This is a genomic window from Nitrospiria bacterium, from assembly GCA_036397255.1.
GTDB lineage: Bacteria > Nitrospirota > Nitrospiria > DASWJH01 > DASWJH01 > DASWJH01.
Window position 1 is genome coordinate 1 of the sequence record DASWJH010000091.1, and the last position, 16693, is coordinate 16693.

The window sequence follows — 16693 nt, forward strand, 5'->3', positions numbered from 1 at the left end:
CTTTGTACCTACCCCTGAACAGCGGACCATCCCGATGATGTCTCCTATTATAACGTTGGGTATACAACCCATCCAAGTGACGCATGATTCGCGATAGATTGGCTTGGGGGGTTTGAAGAAGAACGTGGTAATGATTTCCCAGCAAACAATAGGCAAACACTTCAATGCCCCACATCTGATGGCATTCACCCAGAAGGTTTAAAAACAATTCTCGGTCTACCCGATCAGTGAAAATTTTCTGATAGGCCAGACCCCGGTTCATGACGTGGTAATAGGCATCGGGATATTCGATTCGAAGTGGACGGGACATGAGCAGAGCCTACCATAATCCCCAAACATGACTCAAGACGAGATTTGACCCCTTTTCTTTTCAAACATGACTCAAGACGAGATTTGACCTCTTTTCTTTTCCTTTTCTTTTCTTTTTTCTTTTTTGGGTCTTTAGTTGCAAGTTTTAGGGAGCACAAGAAGAACGGGTGGGGGTCGGACCAAGCTAACATATTGATATGAAAAATTAAATCCAAAAAATAGAGGCGCCATCGGGGCTTAGACCCCTTTTTTACCCCCAAAAAGATGTGTCTATGCGGAATATGGGCCATTATTTATTTCTTTAATAAATAGGGTCTTCGTGTAATCGAGTGGGTAAAAATTGTTAAAAAGTGTTTAAGGTCCATACAGGGCAAGGGTCAAGTCAAAGTCATTCTTTGGTTGAAGCCTTTGAAGTATTAGAGGTTCCTGCAAAATCCAGTTCGTCATTCCCGAATGGTTTTATCGGAAATCCAGGATTCAAAAAATCAACATCTTCTGGATTCCCGCTTTCGCGGGAATGACGGGAAGGGTCTGGATTTTCGCTTTCCCCTGCCTGCAAGTGCCCGCCGGACAGGCGGGTAATGACAAAATTTACCCACTCACTTCCACGATGAGCCATAAAATGAAGGGAGAAGAATAAACCATGCAGTTTGATCCGGCGGTTGAAGCCCGACAGGTTTTTGCGCAGGTTCAGGTCTCCAGCGAGCTGGGGGAGGACCTTGCAGCGGCGGTGGCCGCGGAGGACCGGTTTTCCAACAGTGCAGGGAAGGAGGCTTCAGATGCCTATCATGAACTGGTGGGGATCGGTTTACGTCATCCCGAGGCTTTTGCTTTTGGGGAGTTCCTTGTTTATATTACCTGGTGTCATCTGATGGATGAGACACACCCGGAGCATTTCAAACGTGGCTTAGCCCTGTGTAAAGAACTGCTCAAGCAGAATTTTGGGGGGGATTCCGGGCGTCTAAAAAGGCTTCGAGCAATGGAGCAGTCGTTTCGGGCGGGTTTGGGAACGGAATCGGGGGATTTAATGGATTTTGATGCAGACACCCCAAAAGGGGGAGATTAGAACTCTTAGGAGGCGGTAGGGAGTAAAGGGATAGGGAAGAGAGGTTGGGGCAAAAAAAACCCATATTCCCTTCTTTGAAATTAAAATGGTTTACTTTGCCTACGGTTCAAATATGAATCAACACCAAATGAAAGATAGGTGTCCTTCAGCCAATCCCATAGCCAAAGTGAAACTGAAGGGGTTTCAGTTCCTTTATGACGGGTTTTCCAAAGCTCGTAAGGGTCCGGTTGCTAATGTTATTCAGTCCCCGGGTTCAACTGTCTGGGGTGGGCTCTATGAAATCGATCCGGCCTGTTTAAAAAGCTTAGACCGCTTTGAAGGATATCCAAAGAGGTACACCCGGAAAACGGTGGAGGTTCACGATCATTTGGGCCGGACCTCCAGGGCTTGGATGTATTTCCGAACGGGAGAACGACCCGGACATCCCTCGAATGATTACCAGAGGGTGGTTATACAAGGAGCTCAAGATTGGAATTTACCGGAAGTTTATATTAAAACTCACCTGGAAAAGGGAGAGGGTCACTTAATTAGGTAATGCCCATAAAAAATTAAATATCACTATCATTCATTTCCTCCACTGACCCTTATCCTTTATGCCTCAAAGAAATATTCTGCAAAAAGGTAAAAATTGTTGGCGAATTGCCCGAGCCAGCCGTTCCTCGGTTCTCATTGATGGGGCGTCTTATTTTTCAACATTAAAAACCGTTCTTGAAAAGGCCAGGCACTCCATTTTTATTTTGGCCTGGGATATTGATAGCCAATTGCGATTGACACGGGGCGAGAAGGGAGAAACCCAGGATAAACCTTTCGTCCAATTTTTAAATGATCTTGTAACGCGGAAAAAAGAGTTACAGGTCTATATCCTGGCCTGGGATTTTGCAATTCTTTTTGCCCTTGAGAGGGAATGGCTTCCTATTTATAAACTGGATTGGAAAACCCATCAACGGATCGATTTCCAATTGGACGGGAAACAACCCATCGGAGGATCCCACCATCAAAAAGTGGTGGTTGTTGATGATTCGATTGCATTTGCGGGGGGAATCGACTTGTGCAAGGCTCGATGGGATACCCCTGAACATCGGCTGGATGACCCCAGGCGTGTAGAATCAGATGGAAAACAGTCCCCTCCCTTTCACGATGTCCAAATGATGGTGGAGGGTGATGCGGCCCGAGTTTTGGGAGATTTGGCTCGAAACCGATGGGCCCGGGCCACAGAAAGAAAAATATCCTTTTTGGAATATCCACAGGAAAATCTTTGGCCCGAGGGGATAAAGGCAGATTTTGAAGATGTTGATGTGGGTATTTCTTTAACCCAGCCCGCCTTTGGAGAAATTCAGGAAACCCGTCAGGTGGAGTCCTTATACCGTGATGCTATTCTAACTGCGCATCATTATATTTACATTGAAAACCAGTATTTTACCTCTAATGCAATTGGCGAGGCACTGATCCAAAAGCTTGAAGAGAAAAATGGACCGGAAGTATTGTTGGTCCTCCCAAAAAAAACCATCGGTTGGCTGGAGCAGAATACGATGGATGTTTTAAGGTATCGATTGCTTAAAAGGGTTCGGACCGCGGATCGTTATGGAAAGCTTCGAGTTTTTTATCCGGCCCTGCCAGGAAAGGGGAATGAATTTCTTAATGTTCATGCAAAGGTTCTTATTGTGGATGACCTTTTTATTCGTGTAGGCTCTTCTAATTTAAGTAACCACTCCATGGGGTTAGACACCGAGTGTGATCTGGCCATTGAGGGTGTTGAAAGTAAAAGATTGCAAACGGGAATCATCGGGGTTAGGAACCGGTTATTGGGGGGACACCTGGGGGTTGATCCGGAAAAGGTGAGGCAGGTTTTTGAAACAAAGGGGTCATTGATTTCGACCATTGAATCCCTTCAGGGGAATTCAAGAACCTTTCATCATTTGAACGAACAGGTCCCCGATACCATTGACAGAGAAATTCCCGACTCCGCTGTCATTGATCCCGAGCGCCCCATTGAGCCGGAGGGCTTAGTAAATTTTTTTATTCCTAAGGAGCAAATTAAACCAGCCTCCCGTTTAGGCCTTCGTTTTGCTTTCCTTCTGTCTTTTATCCTTGCCTTGGGGGCCGCCTGGATTTGGACGCCCTTAGGAAATTTGATAAATGGGGAGCAGATTGCCCAATGGTTGGAGATGGTCCATCAAACCCGTTTTGTTTATATAGTTGTTCCAGGCCTATTTATGCTCGCTAGCGTAATTGGAATCCCCATCACGTTTCTAATGGTTGGAACCCTTCTGGTCTTTGGAACCTTTGAGGGGTTTTTATACAGCTGGGTGGGTTGTTTAATCGGTTCTGCCGTCAGTTATCAGGTTGGGCATTTTATGGGCAGGGATTTATTTCGAAAATTTGGTGGAAAAAAAATAAACCAACTAAGCCAATGGTTTGCCCGCCGAGGCATTATTGCTGTGGCTACGGTTCGGATTGTTCCGGTTGCCCCTTTTACGGTTATTAATATGGTGGCGGGAGCCTCTCATATCCGTTTTTCCGATTATATGTTGGGAACCCTCATCGGGTTGACCCCGGGACTAATGGCCCTTGCCATTGGTGTAGACCGGATTATTTATGCGGTTCGGAACCCAAGTCCCATGACGTTTGCGATTTTGGGAATGGTGATTGTGGTTATAGGGTTTGCCGCATGGGGTGTCCGTTCCTGGGCGTTGAAAAAAAGGGAAGAGAAGGTGTAGGGAGACCCAGTTGGGGGAAATCACCCTCCAAAGTTCCCTCGGTATTTGAAATCTTTTCAATGTAAAAGGGATTTATTTACAGACGCTTCCAAAGGATTTTTCTTTCAAAAAAAACCTTATTTTTAACGTCCTTTCTTCCCCCTTCAACAGGGAAAAACCTTTGTTCTTTGGTTCCAGTGACAAAAACCAAAAAAATGATATACTTTTTTGTATTCTAACCTATTGAATGATTTTGAGTTTTCCTTTGAAATTCAACTCTCCGAATAAAGATAAGCGTGGTACCATTATTTGGCTGCGATGGCTCCTCATCATTGCACTATCCTATCTGATGTTATTTCATTCTGGGCGACTCGTCCTTTCCTGGGAAATCAGCAGCATTACCCTCCTGTATTTTATTTCTAATGTCATGTTAATGTTCATTCCCCTTCGTTTTTTCGAAAAAAAAATGTTCGATATGATTCTGGTAATTGGGGATTCCCTCATTATTACCGGGGCAATGTTTATCGCGGGATTTTCATCAACAAATTTGGTTCTGTTCTACTTCTTGATTATCCTTTTGACAACCCTGGGGAAAGGGGGAAACTCGGTGGTGATCAATGGGTTAATCATGGTGGGCGTTTATCTGGTCCTGCTCCTTCAGACCGAACCCGGAAATATTATTGAGAAGAGTGGTTTATTGCTCCAGATTCCTTTCCTGATCCTTTGTACGGTTTTTTACGCAGTTCTGGCCGATCGGGAGTCCAAAAAGAGAAACCAAATTCTGGATAGGGTCAAGGCTGATGAAGCCATGCAAACGGTTCTCCGTTCAGAGATTGAATCGAAAGAGATTGCGCTTAATAAAGCAGAAGAACTGTCACAGGCCATGAGGCATCAGGCCATGCATGATAGCCTAACCGCCCTTCCGAATCGCTCCTTAATTATTGATCGTTTAAAAAAAGCGATTCCTTTGGCTATGCGGGAGAACAAACGCCTGGCCTTAATCATGATGGATCTTGATCGATTTAAGGAGGTTAACGATACCCTCGGCCACCATGTAGGTGATCTTGTTTTGCAGCATTTGGCTACACGGCTGAATGAAGTCTTGCGTGGTGCGGACACTATTGCCCGCCTGGGCGGAGATGAGTTTGGTGTATTGCTATATCCAGTAAGGGATCACTCCGCAGCAAGCATGGTCGCACATCGGATTCTCAACGTGGGGGAAAAAGCGATTGTTATCGGTGAGCACAGGTTGACGGTGGGAGCAAGCTTGGGTGTTGTGGTTTTTCCAGAAGACGGCAAAGATGTTGAAACCCTAATGCGCCTTGCGGATGTGGCCATGTACCGGGCCAAGCGTACCAAAAGCGGTTTTGCCTTTTACGACCCGGATCAGGATCAGAGAAGTCTGGACCGTCTTAAACTCATGGGAGAACTTCGAAAAGCGATTGAAAGTGAACAACTGATGCTGTACTATCAGCCCAAGGTAGATTTTTCCACAAATCGAATCCGGGGGGTAGAGGCGCTGGTCCGTTGGCCCCACGGTCGAGAAGAAACCAAGTTTCCCGATATTTTTATTCCTTTGGCCGAACAAACCGGATTGATCAAACCTTTAACATCATGGGTAATCAACGCGGCCCTCCGGCAATTTAAGCTTTGGCAACAAGAGGGTTTTGAATTAAACATGGCGGTTAACATTTCCGCGTCGAGTTTACACGATCCTCAGTTCCCGGAGTGGATCGATGAAAAACTAAAAGCCTACAATGTTAAAGCCGAAAGTCTGGAGTTAGAGATTACCGAGAGCGCCATTATGCTCAATCCCTCTCGGGCAGTGGAAATTGTCAAAAAACTCAATGGAATGGGGGTAAGTATTTCCATCGATGATTTCGGAACCGGTTATTCCTCACTGGCCTACCTTAAGGAATTATCCGTTACAAGCATTAAAATCGACAAATCCTTTATTACCAACATCCTGACCAACCCAAGCGATTCGGTGATCGTCCGTTCTACCATAGATTTAGGTCACAACCTTGGTTTGAAAGTGGTGGCTGAAGGAATTGAATCTCAGGATATTTGGGATCAGTTAGCCGCCTTGGGTTGTGATATGGGCCAGGGGTTTTTGGTATGCTACCCCTTACCCGCGGAGAAAATCATGTTTTGGTTGAAGGAGTCCCCGTTTGCCCTTGGTGCCGGGAATAAGGTGATTAAAAAAGTGTAATAATACCATCCATTGATAAGTCCGAGGGCAGGCCATTAGTTCAGTTGTAGACCCCTTGCTTCACACTCCCTAACTATCCATCAATTCGAAGCAACCAAATAAAACCCATCAAAATTAGAAAAAAGGGTTTCTGTTTAGGGTTGGGTTATTAATTTTGCAAAAATGAAAATTCTCGTTATTATTAAGTAATAGACACCAAAGAGGAGAAGGAAATGCCTGAACCGAAAGAAAGTTATGCCCGATGCATTTCAAATCCCAATTTTATTAATCGCTTCTATGAAATTTTTATGGCCAGTCACCCCGATATTAAATCCCTATTCAAAAACACGGACTGGGATAAACAAATGGAGCTTCTTAAAAAAGGGGTTTCCATGATGATATTATTTGGATAGTGTAAAGTATTATGTGTGAAATTGAGGGTTGAAAAAATGGCGTTTTCCAACCAAGATAAAGTGTTCAAACCCAATCAAGGAGGAAAACGCCATGATGGAACTCAGTATCAACGTACCACAAATTCGAGAGTTTTTAAATCAAATTGTTGAGGCACCTGCAAAGATATTCGAGCTGTTACGTGTGGATGTCAGAGAATCGATGAGCCGTTTTTAAATGAGCTCATGGAATCGGAGATTACTTTCTTTTTAGGCCGTAGCCGCTATGAGCGGACAGGGAAACGGGGCAGACCCAACCATCGAAATGGTTATTATGCAAGAGGGTTTACCCTCAAAGGCATCGGCGGAGTTTGTGTATCGAATCCGCGGGATCGGCTGGGGAAATACAGGACCCAGGTGCTGCCGCGCTATCAGCGCTATGAATCCCAGATCAAGGAGGATGTATCGCTTTTATTTTTAACCGGGGTGTCGACCCGGTCGCTACAGTTAATTTCTAAGCGGCTATTGGGAAGGAACATCTCTCACACGGAAATGAGCTTGGCGAATAAGGAATTAACCCAAGCGGTGGATGCCTGGCGAACCCGCGATTTATCTGATCTTTCGATCAAGTACCTGTATGTGGATGGGGTACTGTTTGAGATGCGTTTATCGGGTGGAATTGAGAAGGTGGCGGTATTGGTGGCCATTGGGGTGGATGCCCAAGGGGTCAAGCATGTGGTGGGGATGCAGGCTGGGGATAAGGAATCTGCGAGCAATTGGCGGGAGATGTTTCGGGATTTAAAGAGCCGGGGGTTAAAGGGTGAGGCAGTTCAACTTGGGGTTATGGATGGATTGCCGGGGTTGGAGAAAGTGTTTGAGGAAGAGTTTCCCAAAGCGGATGTACAGCGTTGTCAGGTGCACGTGGCCCGAAACGTTTTAGCCAAGGTTCCATCCCGACACAAGCAGGAGGTGGCTGATGATCTTCGAAGCATCTTCTATGCCTCCAGCTACCCTAAGGCCCAATCCCAATGGGAGGTCTTCCAGAAAACCTGGAAAGATGAGCTTCCCTCTGCAACCCAATGCCTTTCTCAATCGCTCCAGAAGTGTTTGACCTTTTACAAATTTCCCCAGGAGGAATGGATATCGATTCGAACCACCAATGTGATTGAGCGATTAAACAAAGAGTTTAAACGAAGAACCAAGCCCATGGAGATCGTGGCGGGAGAAAGTTCCTGCTACAGACTTCTGGCTTTTATAGCATTAAAGATGGAGTTGGCTTGGAGGAAAACGCCTGTAGGAAAGGTCACCCAACGATTACCCTGGTTCACTAATTTCACACAAAATGATTGACAGTACCGGTATTTTTAATGCTTTTTATTTCAGCAGGTGTTAATGATGAAAAATCTATTTTCTTAGATTTGGGAATGTTTTCTAAAATAAAAAATCCATTTGGTGAAACTTCTAGGGCCTGGGTTAATCGAAAAATAAGGATATTGAACTTGCCCGAATGAAACCGCAAAGCCTGCCGCAATCTCCAAGGGTTGTTATGGAGTCAGGGAAGGGGAATATAAATCAGTGAAAATCCACTCGGTTCGAAGGCCCCCACCAACTCATTTTCCTCGACGAAGCTTTTCTGGGGGGTCTTCCAACTCACAGACCTTGCCTAAAAAAGGAAAGAGGTTCAGGATTTCCTTGAAGCACAAGAGATCCCCAACCATATAAAAGTTAAAAATCGCGTTCGAATTCCTCAAAGACAACACCAACCAAACCTTGTAAGCCAAGATACTGAAAAAAAATGATTGCATTGTGAAACCCTCTCTCAAGTTCCTTACTATCTTGTCCAGTCATTGACCTAATTACCCCTCCTTCAGAACATTCCTTGCCACTTTTACCATCTCGTCAATTTTATTTAAAAGGTCGCCTATGTTGGGGAGAAACACTGGAGAATCAGGGTCAAGTTCTTCAATCTCACCGCCGAAGGACTGAATCAGTCCTCCAATACTCTTTAGATTTTGTTTGCTGACCTCGGTTAGCATGTTAATTTTTTATTTTTCCTTTCTACATTCTGAGTTCATATTAGAAAACCATTTTTTTATCATCCCAATTGAAAGACGAAACACTAATTATAACATAAATCTCTTAAGGTTTTAAAGATTAAATAAATGAATTTTAATTAGGTAAAAAATTGACCTATTTCAAATCAGAAATTAAGCAAGGTCCAACCTTTCATTGATAAAAATCCTTATATTATTTGGAATTCTGATTTATGGTTGCTCCTACTTCCCTTGGAAATATCCATATGCAAACTTTGAGAGAAGAATTGGAGTGTGAACCTTACGACCCGACCTGGTTGGTGGAACTTGCCAAAAAGCAATTACGAGATGAACCCTGGATTGCTGAAGCTCTCAAAAAGTGTACCTGGTGTTTTAAATCCAAAAACCATATTTATTTTATTAATCCAGAGAACCCCAACGAACCCGGTTCGGCCTTCCAGCACGAAAAGTGTATTTCTTTAATCTCCCCAACAGAAGGATGGCTACTTCTTGATATTCTCGAAGGGAATCATGTGGGCGCAGTTGAGTTTGCAGAAAAGAAAAAGTAAATTGTGAATAATAAATAATGAAAAATCTCATTAGAAATGAAAGCAAAAACATCCTTACCAAAAGAGAGCAAGAAGTTTTAAAGCTCCTCGCTGAAAGTAACACGGTGAAGGAGGTTGCCACTATCCTGGGTGTAAGCTACACAACCGTGGATGCTCACAAAACTAAAGTAATGCGAAAGATCGGGGTGAATAACCGGGTTGGCCTTGTATTTTATGCTATCCGAAAGGGGATCATAAAATTGATTTAGACTTTGGACCACAGGAAATTATAAATATAAAAACTCTAATCTATTCCCTGCCTCACTCCCATCCTGGCAATAAAAAGCCTTTTATAAATCCTTCCCGGTCAAGTTTGATACATAGGTTTTGGGATGCCTGACCCACTGGGAAGGTAAGCCTTGATTCTTCCTTCTGGCCCAATAGCTAAAATAATTTTCCCTCAACAGTTCAGAGGTGTAAAAAATTAGACTTGACCTAACATATAATGCCTGAAAAACCCTTCTCTTTTGTGAATCTAAAAATGGTTAACCTTAGATTTCTGTGGAATTATTGATTAAGGGTAAGAATTCATGAATATAAGGGTAAATGTGGATAACCATTGGGTCAAGGGACGTCCAAAAAAACGACGTCCCTCTCGAAGGTTTCAAAGAGTTAAATTTAATTCAGCGATTGGGACCTCCGCCAGACCCTTTACCCCCTCCTGGGCCCATTCCTGTGCCTGGTTTCATTTTTCCCATGCCGCCCTCAGGTGGCATCTCCGGCAAGGTTAAACCGCGTTCTTTTGCCCGTTCTTTCATGTGAATGTGGTGTTCTAGGCGGATATTCTCCCGTTCCTCAACGGTTTTCGCGGCGCGGATTTTTTCCCGGAATTCCACCCGTTCTTTAGGGGTCATCAGCTCACTCCCGTAAATTTTCTCTTGTTCCTGGATTTGTTTTTCCGTTTTCTTCTGCTCTTCTGAAAACCCTAACCCGGCGGAAAATATCAACCCGCCTGTTAAGACCGACATAATCAGTTTTCGTTTCAGCATGTTCTCCTCTCTTTCTTCGTACATTGGTTTCATAGGAGGTTCATCCATCTTTCCTTGCAAAAATAATAAAGGCAAAGAATGTGCAACCTCATTGTCTTATATCAAAAACATTATAAGACCTTGTATCCTCATGAATAACCATTCAATTTGGAAGATAATTCCTATTAAAATTTATTAAGAAACTGATGCTTTTTGCCTCTTATTGACTAGGCTAAGATGTCCTGTTCGTCATGAAACATTTCTTATCACACCTCTGTCTTTCAAAATGGATTAGCGGGTTATATCCGATCTCCAGTCTATATTGGGAAAGGAGTAATTTCCAGGGAAGCCTTTAGGATCCAGCGAGATTCCTCGGCGTTCTAGTAAACTGCCCTCGGCTAGGAACAGTCTAACCAGTGCAATTCGGTAACTGATAATCGCTTCCGCTTCTGCAATTTGGCTGGCGAGTAAGTCCCGTTGGGCCTGGGCGACCAGCAGGGCCGTACTGGATCCCACGTTGAAACGCTCTTTTTCGGCGTTCAATGTTTCTTCCTGAAGGATGCGGGTTGCCCTGCTCGCCGATATCTGCTGGCGGGCTCGCTCCAATTCATTGATGGCAAGCTTCACATCGAGCTGGACCAATTGCCGGAGGTTGGCCACCGCTTCGGCGGCCTGACGCCTGGACGCCCGGGCCGCCAGGTCTCTCCCTTCAGCCGCCCGGTTTCTAATGAACTGGCTGAATCGTATTCCAGCGGCGACGTCGTAGGTATTTCCGTCCAGCTCACGGAATGAATCTGAGAAGGTATCGGCAAAACCCGTTTTTCCCAACGTCATGAACAGTTCCAACCGCGGCAACAGGCCGTTGCGGGTCACGATCGTTACCAGACGGTTCTGGTTCAGCCGGACGACGGCCTCCCTCAAGTCCGGACGGAATCGTTCAGCGAGCTGAAGGCGGTCCGCCAAATCCGTGACCGGTTCCGGGTCGGTACCGGGTTGGCTGATCGGATTGATCCTGAGGTCCACGGGGCCGGTCAGGTCGGAGCTGATGTGCCGTAGAAGTCTCAGGCGGTTTTCCTCCAGTAGGCTTCGTGCGTCGATGAGGTCCTGCCCCCGCCTGGAGACCTCGGCGCGGGCGGCTGCCGCCTCCACCGCCGGAAGCGTTCCGACCTCGATGTGTAGCTCCACTTCATCCCGTTGCTGCCGTGCGACGGCCAGCGATTGTTCAAAGATCTCGATTTCCTGGTTGGCGAGCAGGTAGTTCCAATAGGCAATTTCCGTATTCCCCAAAAGGGTCTCGGTGAAACCCCTCAGCTCGTAAAGACTGGCGAGGGTCTCGAGGTCTGCCTGGCGTATACTGACCAGATTGACCGCCGGCCCGAATCCCTGTAACAGGGATTGGGTGAGGCTGAGGCCGACCCTGGCGGATTCCTGCTCGGGCGTGCGGTCGGAGAGACTGCGGCGATGGTCGATGGTGGCCTCAAGGGTTGTTCCGGTGGGTAGTTTCTGACGAAGTCCGGCAGAGGAAACGGTATCGCTTCCTTCCACATTGAACTGGGTTCCGGTGGATCGGGCCGTTTCGCTCGACCTTTCCTCAACATACTCCAGCCCCACAAATACCTCCGGGTCGTATTCTCCCCGTTCGATCTGCTCGAAAGTTCCGGCAATGACGGGATTGATCTGTTGCACGTGCAGGTCACGGTTGTTCTGTATGGCCAGCATGACTGCCTGTTCGATGGATAGGTCCACCGGTCCGTTCTCTGAAACGGTAAATAAAGGCTCCGCGTTGTTCATCCGGGGCTGGGGTATTTCCGTTATACTGACATCATAATCAGCCTCCATAGGGGGGGTTGGAAGCAAGCTTATGTGGGTGTCCTTTTCCCCCAGCAGGGCACAACCCACGGTCAGTAAAACGGGAAGAACCGGCAACACGCAAGTTACTAATTTGCTCCGGCCATAAAACTTCATTTGTGTTGAGCCCTTGGTTCGGGATGGAATAATGAATAAACGGCGGGAATGAGGACCAGCGTAATCAGCGTCGACCCTGTGAGTCCTCCGATGACCGCGCGTGCCAGGGGGGCCTGGGCGTCTGCGCCTTCCCCGATGCCCAGGGCCAGGGGCAGTAAGGCAAGGATGGTGGTCAGCGTCGTCATCAGAATCGGGCGAAGCCGGCGCCGTCCCGCTTCGGCGACCGCTTCCCGCGTGCCCATTCCCCGCTGACACAGTTGGCCGGCCTGATCCACCAGGAGAATGGCGTTGTTGACCACGATACCGCCCAGCATGATGCAGCCGATGTACGACTGGACGTTGAGGGTCGTATTCGTCAGGAACAGAATCAGCAGGACGCCGATTGCCGCCAGGGGAACGGATGCCATGACGATCAAGGGATTGCGCAGGGATTCGTACTGACAGGCCAGGACCATGTACACCAGCACCAGCGCCAGCATCAGCGACGTGATCAGTTCCGAGAACGATTTTTGCTGTTCTTCGAAATTTCCGGCAACCCTCAGATCATATCCCACGGGACGCGGAATTTGATTCAACCGGTCTTGGACGTCCGCGGCCACGGAGCCCATGTCCCGTCCCGCGATATTGGCGGTGACGGTTACCACCCGCTGCTGATTTTTACGGTCGATCAGGATCGGCCCGCGGGTTGTTTCGGTGGTCACGATGCTGCGGAGCGTTACCTGTTCTCCGGACGGTGTGGTCAGGGCCAGGTCAAGAACCTCGTCCAGGGATTTTTTTTCCGCATCTTTGAGCTGCACCAGGATGCGGTAAGAGTTTCCCTGGGACCTGTACTCCCCGACTTTCGAGCCGGCAATCGCGGTTTCTAAGACTTCCGTGACGTCCCGCACGCTCAGGCCCACATCCGCCACCTTGTCCCGGTCCACGCGGATTTCTTGCTGGGGAATGCCGGACTCCCGGCTGATATCGATGTCGGTGATTCCCGGCACATCGGAGACGGACCCGGCCGTCTGCCGGGCCAGGACGTCCAGCGTGTCGAGGTCGAATCCGCGAATCTCGATGGCCAGTCCTTCGTCGCCGCCCAGAAGGCGCTCCAACAGAAATTGTCCCTGGGGGGCGCGGGTGCGAACTTCCATTCCGGGAATATTGCCGGAGAGACGGCGCCGCAGGTCCTCGGCGATTTCCACGTTGGACCGTTCCCTTTGGACCACGGGTTCAAGGGAGAGGCGGATTTCGCCCTGTGCCCCCGAATCGGGCCGCCATCCCGACGCCCCCACGCTGACCACGGAGGCCATCGCTTCCGGTACATTGGCCCGGATAATTTCTTCCATGAGGCGTGTCTGCTCGTCCACCAGTTCAAGCCGTGTGCCGATTTCCATCTCGCCCGTCACCCGGACCTCCCCCTCATCGGTGGGGGGAAGAAATTCCGTCCCGATCATGGGCAGCAGAAGCAGGCTTGCACCCAGGAGCCCCGCGGCGCCTGCAACCGTCAGCATCCGGTGACGAAGCACCTTCTGCAAGAGATCGCGGTAATTGTTTTCAAGGCTCCTGAAAAAGGCCTGCGCGGCGGCGGCCCATCGGTCTATCCAGTGCGCCGATTTCTCATCGGCCTTCTCCTGTGATTTCAGGAATCGGGAGGCCAGCATCGGCACCAGACTCAAGGCCACCAGCAGAGAGCAGATCAGTGAAAAAATGATCACGTAGGCGAGTTCCTGAAAAAGGAGACCGGATACGCCTTGAATGAAGATCAGGGGGAGAAAGATCACCAGTGTCGTAATGGTGCTGGCGATGATGGCCGGTCCGACTTCACGGGTTCCTTCCACGGCGGCGGTTTCCGGCCGTTCGCGGTCCTCATCACGTTTCCGGAAGATGTTTTCCAAAACCACGATGGAACTGTCCACCATCATGCCGACGCCCAGCGCCAGACCCCCCAGTGTCATCAGATTCAGTGTGAAGCCACCCAGATAAATCAGGGAAAAGGTTGCGATCACGGATATGGGGATCGCCAGGGCGATGACCACTGTGCTTCGAAGGCTTCGCATGAAGAAAAGCAGGACCAGGACGGCCAGCCCGCCGCCGTACAGAACCGATTGGGTGACATTGGCGATGGACCGCTCGATAAAATTGCCCTGGTTGATGACCGGAAAGATCTTAATCTGCGGAAGGGCTTCATTGGTCGCGTCGATTTCGGCGAGCACGCGCCGGGAAACTTCGACGGTATTGGCGTCGGCCTGCTTTCGAATCGCCACCCGGAGGCCGCGTTCCCCGTTGACACGGACGATTCGCGTCAGCTTTTCATAGGTGTCGTGGACCTCGGCGATTTGGCCGAGGGTCACGACCGCGCCGTTGCGCTGGACGACGACCGTGTTCCGGATTTGGTCGAGATTCGCAAACTCGGCCGCCGCCCGGAGCGTGACCTCATACCTGCCCTGTTCGATCCGTCCGGCGGGAAGATCCAGATTGGCGTCTTCGATCGCCGCGAGGACACGGTCGAGGGGCAAATTCAACGCCTTGACCCGTTCGGGGTCCAGCTCGATCCGGACCTCTCTGTCATAGCCTCCCCAGAGGTCGACCTGGGCGACCCCAGGAATGTGGGCGAAGCGGTAGCGGATCTGGTCTTCGATCAACTGGGTGAGTTCGACAGGATCCAATTTGCTGGAGATGCCCAGCAGAACCACCGGAAAGCTGGCGACATCGAATTTACTGACCCGCGGCCGTACGATGTCATCCGGCAACTCGCTGATCTCATCCTCCAGTTGGGCCTGAACGTCAAGTGCGGCCGTGTCGATGTCGGTCCCCCAGACGAACCGGACGCGCACCGTGCTGTTCCCTTCGGAGGAGAGGGAGGTCATTTCTTCCACGCCGGGCACGGTTCCGATGATCTCTTCGATGATCTGGGTGACCAAACGCTCCATGACTTCCGGGCTGGCCCCTTCATACTGTGTACGGACGGTGAGCGTGGGAAGCTCGATACTGGGGAGCATGTCGATCTTCAGACGGCTTAAAGAAAACACGCCGATGACCACAACCATCAGTGTCACCATGGTGACGAAAATCGGACGCTTTACACTGAAACTCGGTAATCTCATTCGCTGCCTGGTCCTTTGCCGGAGGGATTGTTCCGGTTCAGTTCCGCGGCAATGCTCACCGGGGAACCGTCATCCACCAGTTGCTGTCCCAGCGTGACGACCTTTCCGGACAGTCCCTCGCCCTCTACCTGCACCCGCTCTCCTTCCCGGATCCCGACGTTCACTTCACGCCATACAACGGTTTGGTCGTTTTCATGAACGACAAATACCCCGGTCCGGTTACCCCGTGTGGTCAGGGCCTTTTCCGGGACGATCGTGGCTTCGGCGATCCGACCCAGGATGATCGTCGCACGGATGAACATGCCGGGCTTGAGCCGGTCTCGTTGATTCTGAATCGTCATTTCCACTCTTGCCTGCCGGGTATTTTGTTGAAAGACCGGTGCGATCCGGTTGATCCGGCCCTCGAACCGCTCCCCCGGAAAGGCGTCGGTGGTCAACGAGGCGGGTTGACCTTGCCCCAAACGGACATAGTCTTTTTCCGTGACGAAGATTACCCCGGTGATGGGGTTCAACTCGACAATGGAGAGGAGGGGTGCGTTGGCGGATACGGTTCCGCCTTCATCCACATGGCGTTCGGCCACAACCCGGTGATCGTCCCCGCCCGACCAGTCTGCGTTAATCTTGGTATACCCCAGCCGGATGTTGGCCGTTTCCAGGGATGCCTGTGCTCTGACCACCTGGGCTTCAGCGACTTCCAGTTGAGACTGCTTTGCGAGGTGGTTATTTTGGGCGGCATCGAATTGTGATTCGGAGGCCACGCCCCGTTTGAAAAGGGTTTCGACACGTTTTGAATCCCGGATCGCGATTTCCAGTGCGCTCTTTGCCTCGGCGAGATTGGCCCGGGCCACCGCCAGATCGGCTTTTGCCTGGGCCACGGCCTGCACATACTCATCATCATCAAGCTCCGCCACGACCTGGCCCCGCCTGACGGTATCGCCCAAATCAGCCGCAAGGCGCGCGATCCGCCCGCTGATCTTGGGAGCGACAACGAATTTCGCGGGGGCCTCCAGCGTTCCGCTGAAGGTCCGGCGCAGCTCGATGGGCCCCCGCCGGATTTCCGCCACTTCGACCGGTGCGGGCGGTGAACCTACGCCCTTTTCTCCCGACCCTCCCTGTTCCTGGGTGCGACTGACGACCACCCAGATGAGTCCGATGACGGCGAGGATCAAGACTCCAACCAATGATAGGGTACGTTTGTTTAAATTCATAAACGATGATTGCTTTTCCAGCAGGGTGTTGAAAAAGGTTGTATTTTTTCAATAGGTCGTCATTCCCGCGAAACTTTTCCCCGTATGCTTAAATCGGGGAGCGGGAATCCAGAAATTGTTGATTTTAAAGAGCCTGGATTCCCGATAAAACCATTCGGGAATGACGGATTCGGG

General features: G+C 49.4%; 15 protein-coding genes. 8 read left to right on the forward strand and 7 right to left on the reverse strand.

The features are described from left to right. The coding region (locus VGB26_12150; GenBank protein HEX9758527.1) for a transposase at positions 1 to 310 on the reverse strand (310 nt) is incomplete at its 3' end. Between the two features lie 387 nt (positions 311 to 697). Beyond that, the gene (locus VGB26_12155; protein ID HEX9758528.1) at positions 698 to 928 is read right to left on the reverse strand and encodes a hypothetical protein; all 231 of its coding nucleotides are present in this window, start codon (positions 926 to 928) and stop codon (positions 698 to 700) included. Positions 929 to 952: 24 nt separating this feature from the next. Here VGB26_12155 and VGB26_12160 point away from each other — a divergent pair, with 24 nt between their 5' ends. The 6 genes from VGB26_12160 to VGB26_12185 all read left to right on the forward strand — a co-directional run bounded on the left by VGB26_12160 (position 953) and on the right by VGB26_12185 (position 8001). After that, complete coding sequence (locus tag VGB26_12160; protein HEX9758529.1) at positions 953 to 1375, forward strand: hypothetical protein; 423 nt, start codon at positions 953 to 955, stop codon at positions 1373 to 1375. Between the two features lie 85 nt (positions 1376 to 1460). Then, positions 1461 to 1910 (forward strand): gamma-glutamylcyclotransferase family protein, encoded by a 450-nt coding sequence (locus VGB26_12165; protein HEX9758530.1) that lies wholly within the window; start codon positions 1461 to 1463, stop codon positions 1908 to 1910. 58 nt (positions 1911 to 1968) lie between these two features. Then, on the forward strand, positions 1969 to 4092 hold the full coding sequence (locus tag VGB26_12170) for a VTT domain-containing protein (protein HEX9758531.1): 2124 nt from the start codon (positions 1969 to 1971) through the stop codon (positions 4090 to 4092). 244 nt (positions 4093 to 4336) lie between these two features. Continuing rightward, the gene (locus tag VGB26_12175; GenBank protein ID HEX9758532.1) at positions 4337 to 6283 is read left to right on the forward strand and encodes a bifunctional diguanylate cyclase/phosphodiesterase; all 1947 of its coding nucleotides are present in this window, start codon (positions 4337 to 4339) and stop codon (positions 6281 to 6283) included. 212 nt (positions 6284 to 6495) lie between these two features. Next, positions 6496 to 6675, forward strand: a complete 180-nt coding sequence (locus VGB26_12180; protein HEX9758533.1) for a hypothetical protein — start codon at positions 6496 to 6498, stop codon at positions 6673 to 6675. A 222-nt stretch (positions 6676 to 6897) separates the two neighbouring features. Next, positions 6898 to 8001, forward strand: a complete 1104-nt coding sequence (locus tag VGB26_12185) for an IS256 family transposase (protein HEX9758534.1) — start codon at positions 6898 to 6900, stop codon at positions 7999 to 8001. Between the two features lie 506 nt (positions 8002 to 8507). Here VGB26_12185 and VGB26_12190 read toward each other — a convergent pair. Continuing rightward, positions 8508 to 8687, reverse strand: a complete 180-nt coding sequence (locus VGB26_12190) for a hypothetical protein (protein ID HEX9758535.1) — start codon at positions 8685 to 8687, stop codon at positions 8508 to 8510. Positions 8688 to 8950: 263 nt separating this feature from the next. On the opposite strand from VGB26_12190, the gene VGB26_12195 reads away from it, so the two are divergent. Further along, positions 8951 to 9253 carry a hypothetical protein gene (locus tag VGB26_12195; GenBank protein ID HEX9758536.1) on the forward strand — a complete coding sequence of 101 codons (303 nt, stop codon included), beginning with the start codon at positions 8951 to 8953 and terminating at the stop codon, positions 9251 to 9253. 17 nt (positions 9254 to 9270) lie between these two features. Continuing rightward, positions 9271 to 9501 carry a LuxR C-terminal-related transcriptional regulator gene (locus VGB26_12200; GenBank protein HEX9758537.1) on the forward strand — a complete coding sequence of 77 codons (231 nt, stop codon included), beginning with the start codon at positions 9271 to 9273 and terminating at the stop codon, positions 9499 to 9501. 414 nt (positions 9502 to 9915) lie between these two features. Here VGB26_12200 and VGB26_12205 read toward each other — a convergent pair whose 3' ends face one another. From VGB26_12205 to VGB26_12220, 4 genes are all read right to left on the reverse strand, one after another. Beyond that, positions 9916 to 10314 (reverse strand): hypothetical protein, encoded by a 399-nt coding sequence (locus tag VGB26_12205; protein ID HEX9758538.1) that lies wholly within the window; start codon positions 10312 to 10314, stop codon positions 9916 to 9918. Between the two features lie 237 nt (positions 10315 to 10551). Beyond that, a complete protein-coding gene (locus VGB26_12210; protein HEX9758539.1) occupies positions 10552 to 12225 on the reverse strand; it encodes a TolC family protein in 1674 nt (557 codons plus the stop codon). Further along, positions 12222 to 15311 carry an efflux RND transporter permease subunit gene (locus VGB26_12215; GenBank protein HEX9758540.1) on the reverse strand — a complete coding sequence of 1030 codons (3090 nt, stop codon included), beginning with the start codon at positions 15309 to 15311 and terminating at the stop codon, positions 12222 to 12224. The genes VGB26_12210 and VGB26_12215 overlap by 4 nt, the downstream gene beginning before the upstream one ends. Next, the gene (locus VGB26_12220; protein HEX9758541.1) at positions 15308 to 16480 is read right to left on the reverse strand and encodes an efflux RND transporter periplasmic adaptor subunit; all 1173 of its coding nucleotides are present in this window, start codon (positions 16478 to 16480) and stop codon (positions 15308 to 15310) included. The genes VGB26_12215 and VGB26_12220 overlap by 4 nt, the downstream gene beginning before the upstream one ends. Positions 16481 to 16693: the final 213 nt, after the last annotated feature.

Excerpts from the sequence above, each read along its gene's own strand:
- VGB26_12195 (HEX9758536.1), top strand. The coding sequence starts at position 8,951 with ATGCAAACTTTGAGAGAAGAATTGGAGTGTGAACCTTACGACCCGACC.
- VGB26_12160 (HEX9758529.1), top strand. The coding sequence starts at position 953 with ATGCAGTTTGATCCGGCGGTTGAAGCCCGACAGGTTTTTGCGCAGGTT.
- VGB26_12170 (HEX9758531.1), top strand. The coding sequence starts at position 1,969 with ATGCCTCAAAGAAATATTCTGCAAAAAGGTAAAAATTGTTGGCGAATT.
- VGB26_12210 (HEX9758539.1), bottom strand. The coding sequence starts at position 12,225 with ATGAAGTTTTATGGCCGGAGCAAATTAGTAACTTGCGTGTTGCCGGTT.
- VGB26_12200 (HEX9758537.1), top strand. The coding sequence starts at position 9,271 with ATGAAAAATCTCATTAGAAATGAAAGCAAAAACATCCTTACCAAAAGA.
- VGB26_12155 (HEX9758528.1), bottom strand. The coding sequence starts at position 928 with ATGGCTCATCGTGGAAGTGAGTGGGTAAATTTTGTCATTACCCGCCTG.
- VGB26_12215 (HEX9758540.1), bottom strand. The coding sequence starts at position 15,311 with ATGAGATTACCGAGTTTCAGTGTAAAGCGTCCGATTTTCGTCACCATG.
- VGB26_12205 (HEX9758538.1), bottom strand. The coding sequence starts at position 10,314 with ATGAAACCAATGTACGAAGAAAGAGAGGAGAACATGCTGAAACGAAAA.
- VGB26_12185 (HEX9758534.1), top strand. The coding sequence starts at position 6,898 with ATGGAATCGGAGATTACTTTCTTTTTAGGCCGTAGCCGCTATGAGCGG.
- VGB26_12165 (HEX9758530.1), top strand. The coding sequence starts at position 1,461 with ATGGTTTACTTTGCCTACGGTTCAAATATGAATCAACACCAAATGAAA.
- VGB26_12190 (HEX9758535.1), bottom strand. The coding sequence starts at position 8,687 with ATGCTAACCGAGGTCAGCAAACAAAATCTAAAGAGTATTGGAGGACTG.
- VGB26_12180 (HEX9758533.1), top strand. The coding sequence starts at position 6,496 with ATGCCTGAACCGAAAGAAAGTTATGCCCGATGCATTTCAAATCCCAAT.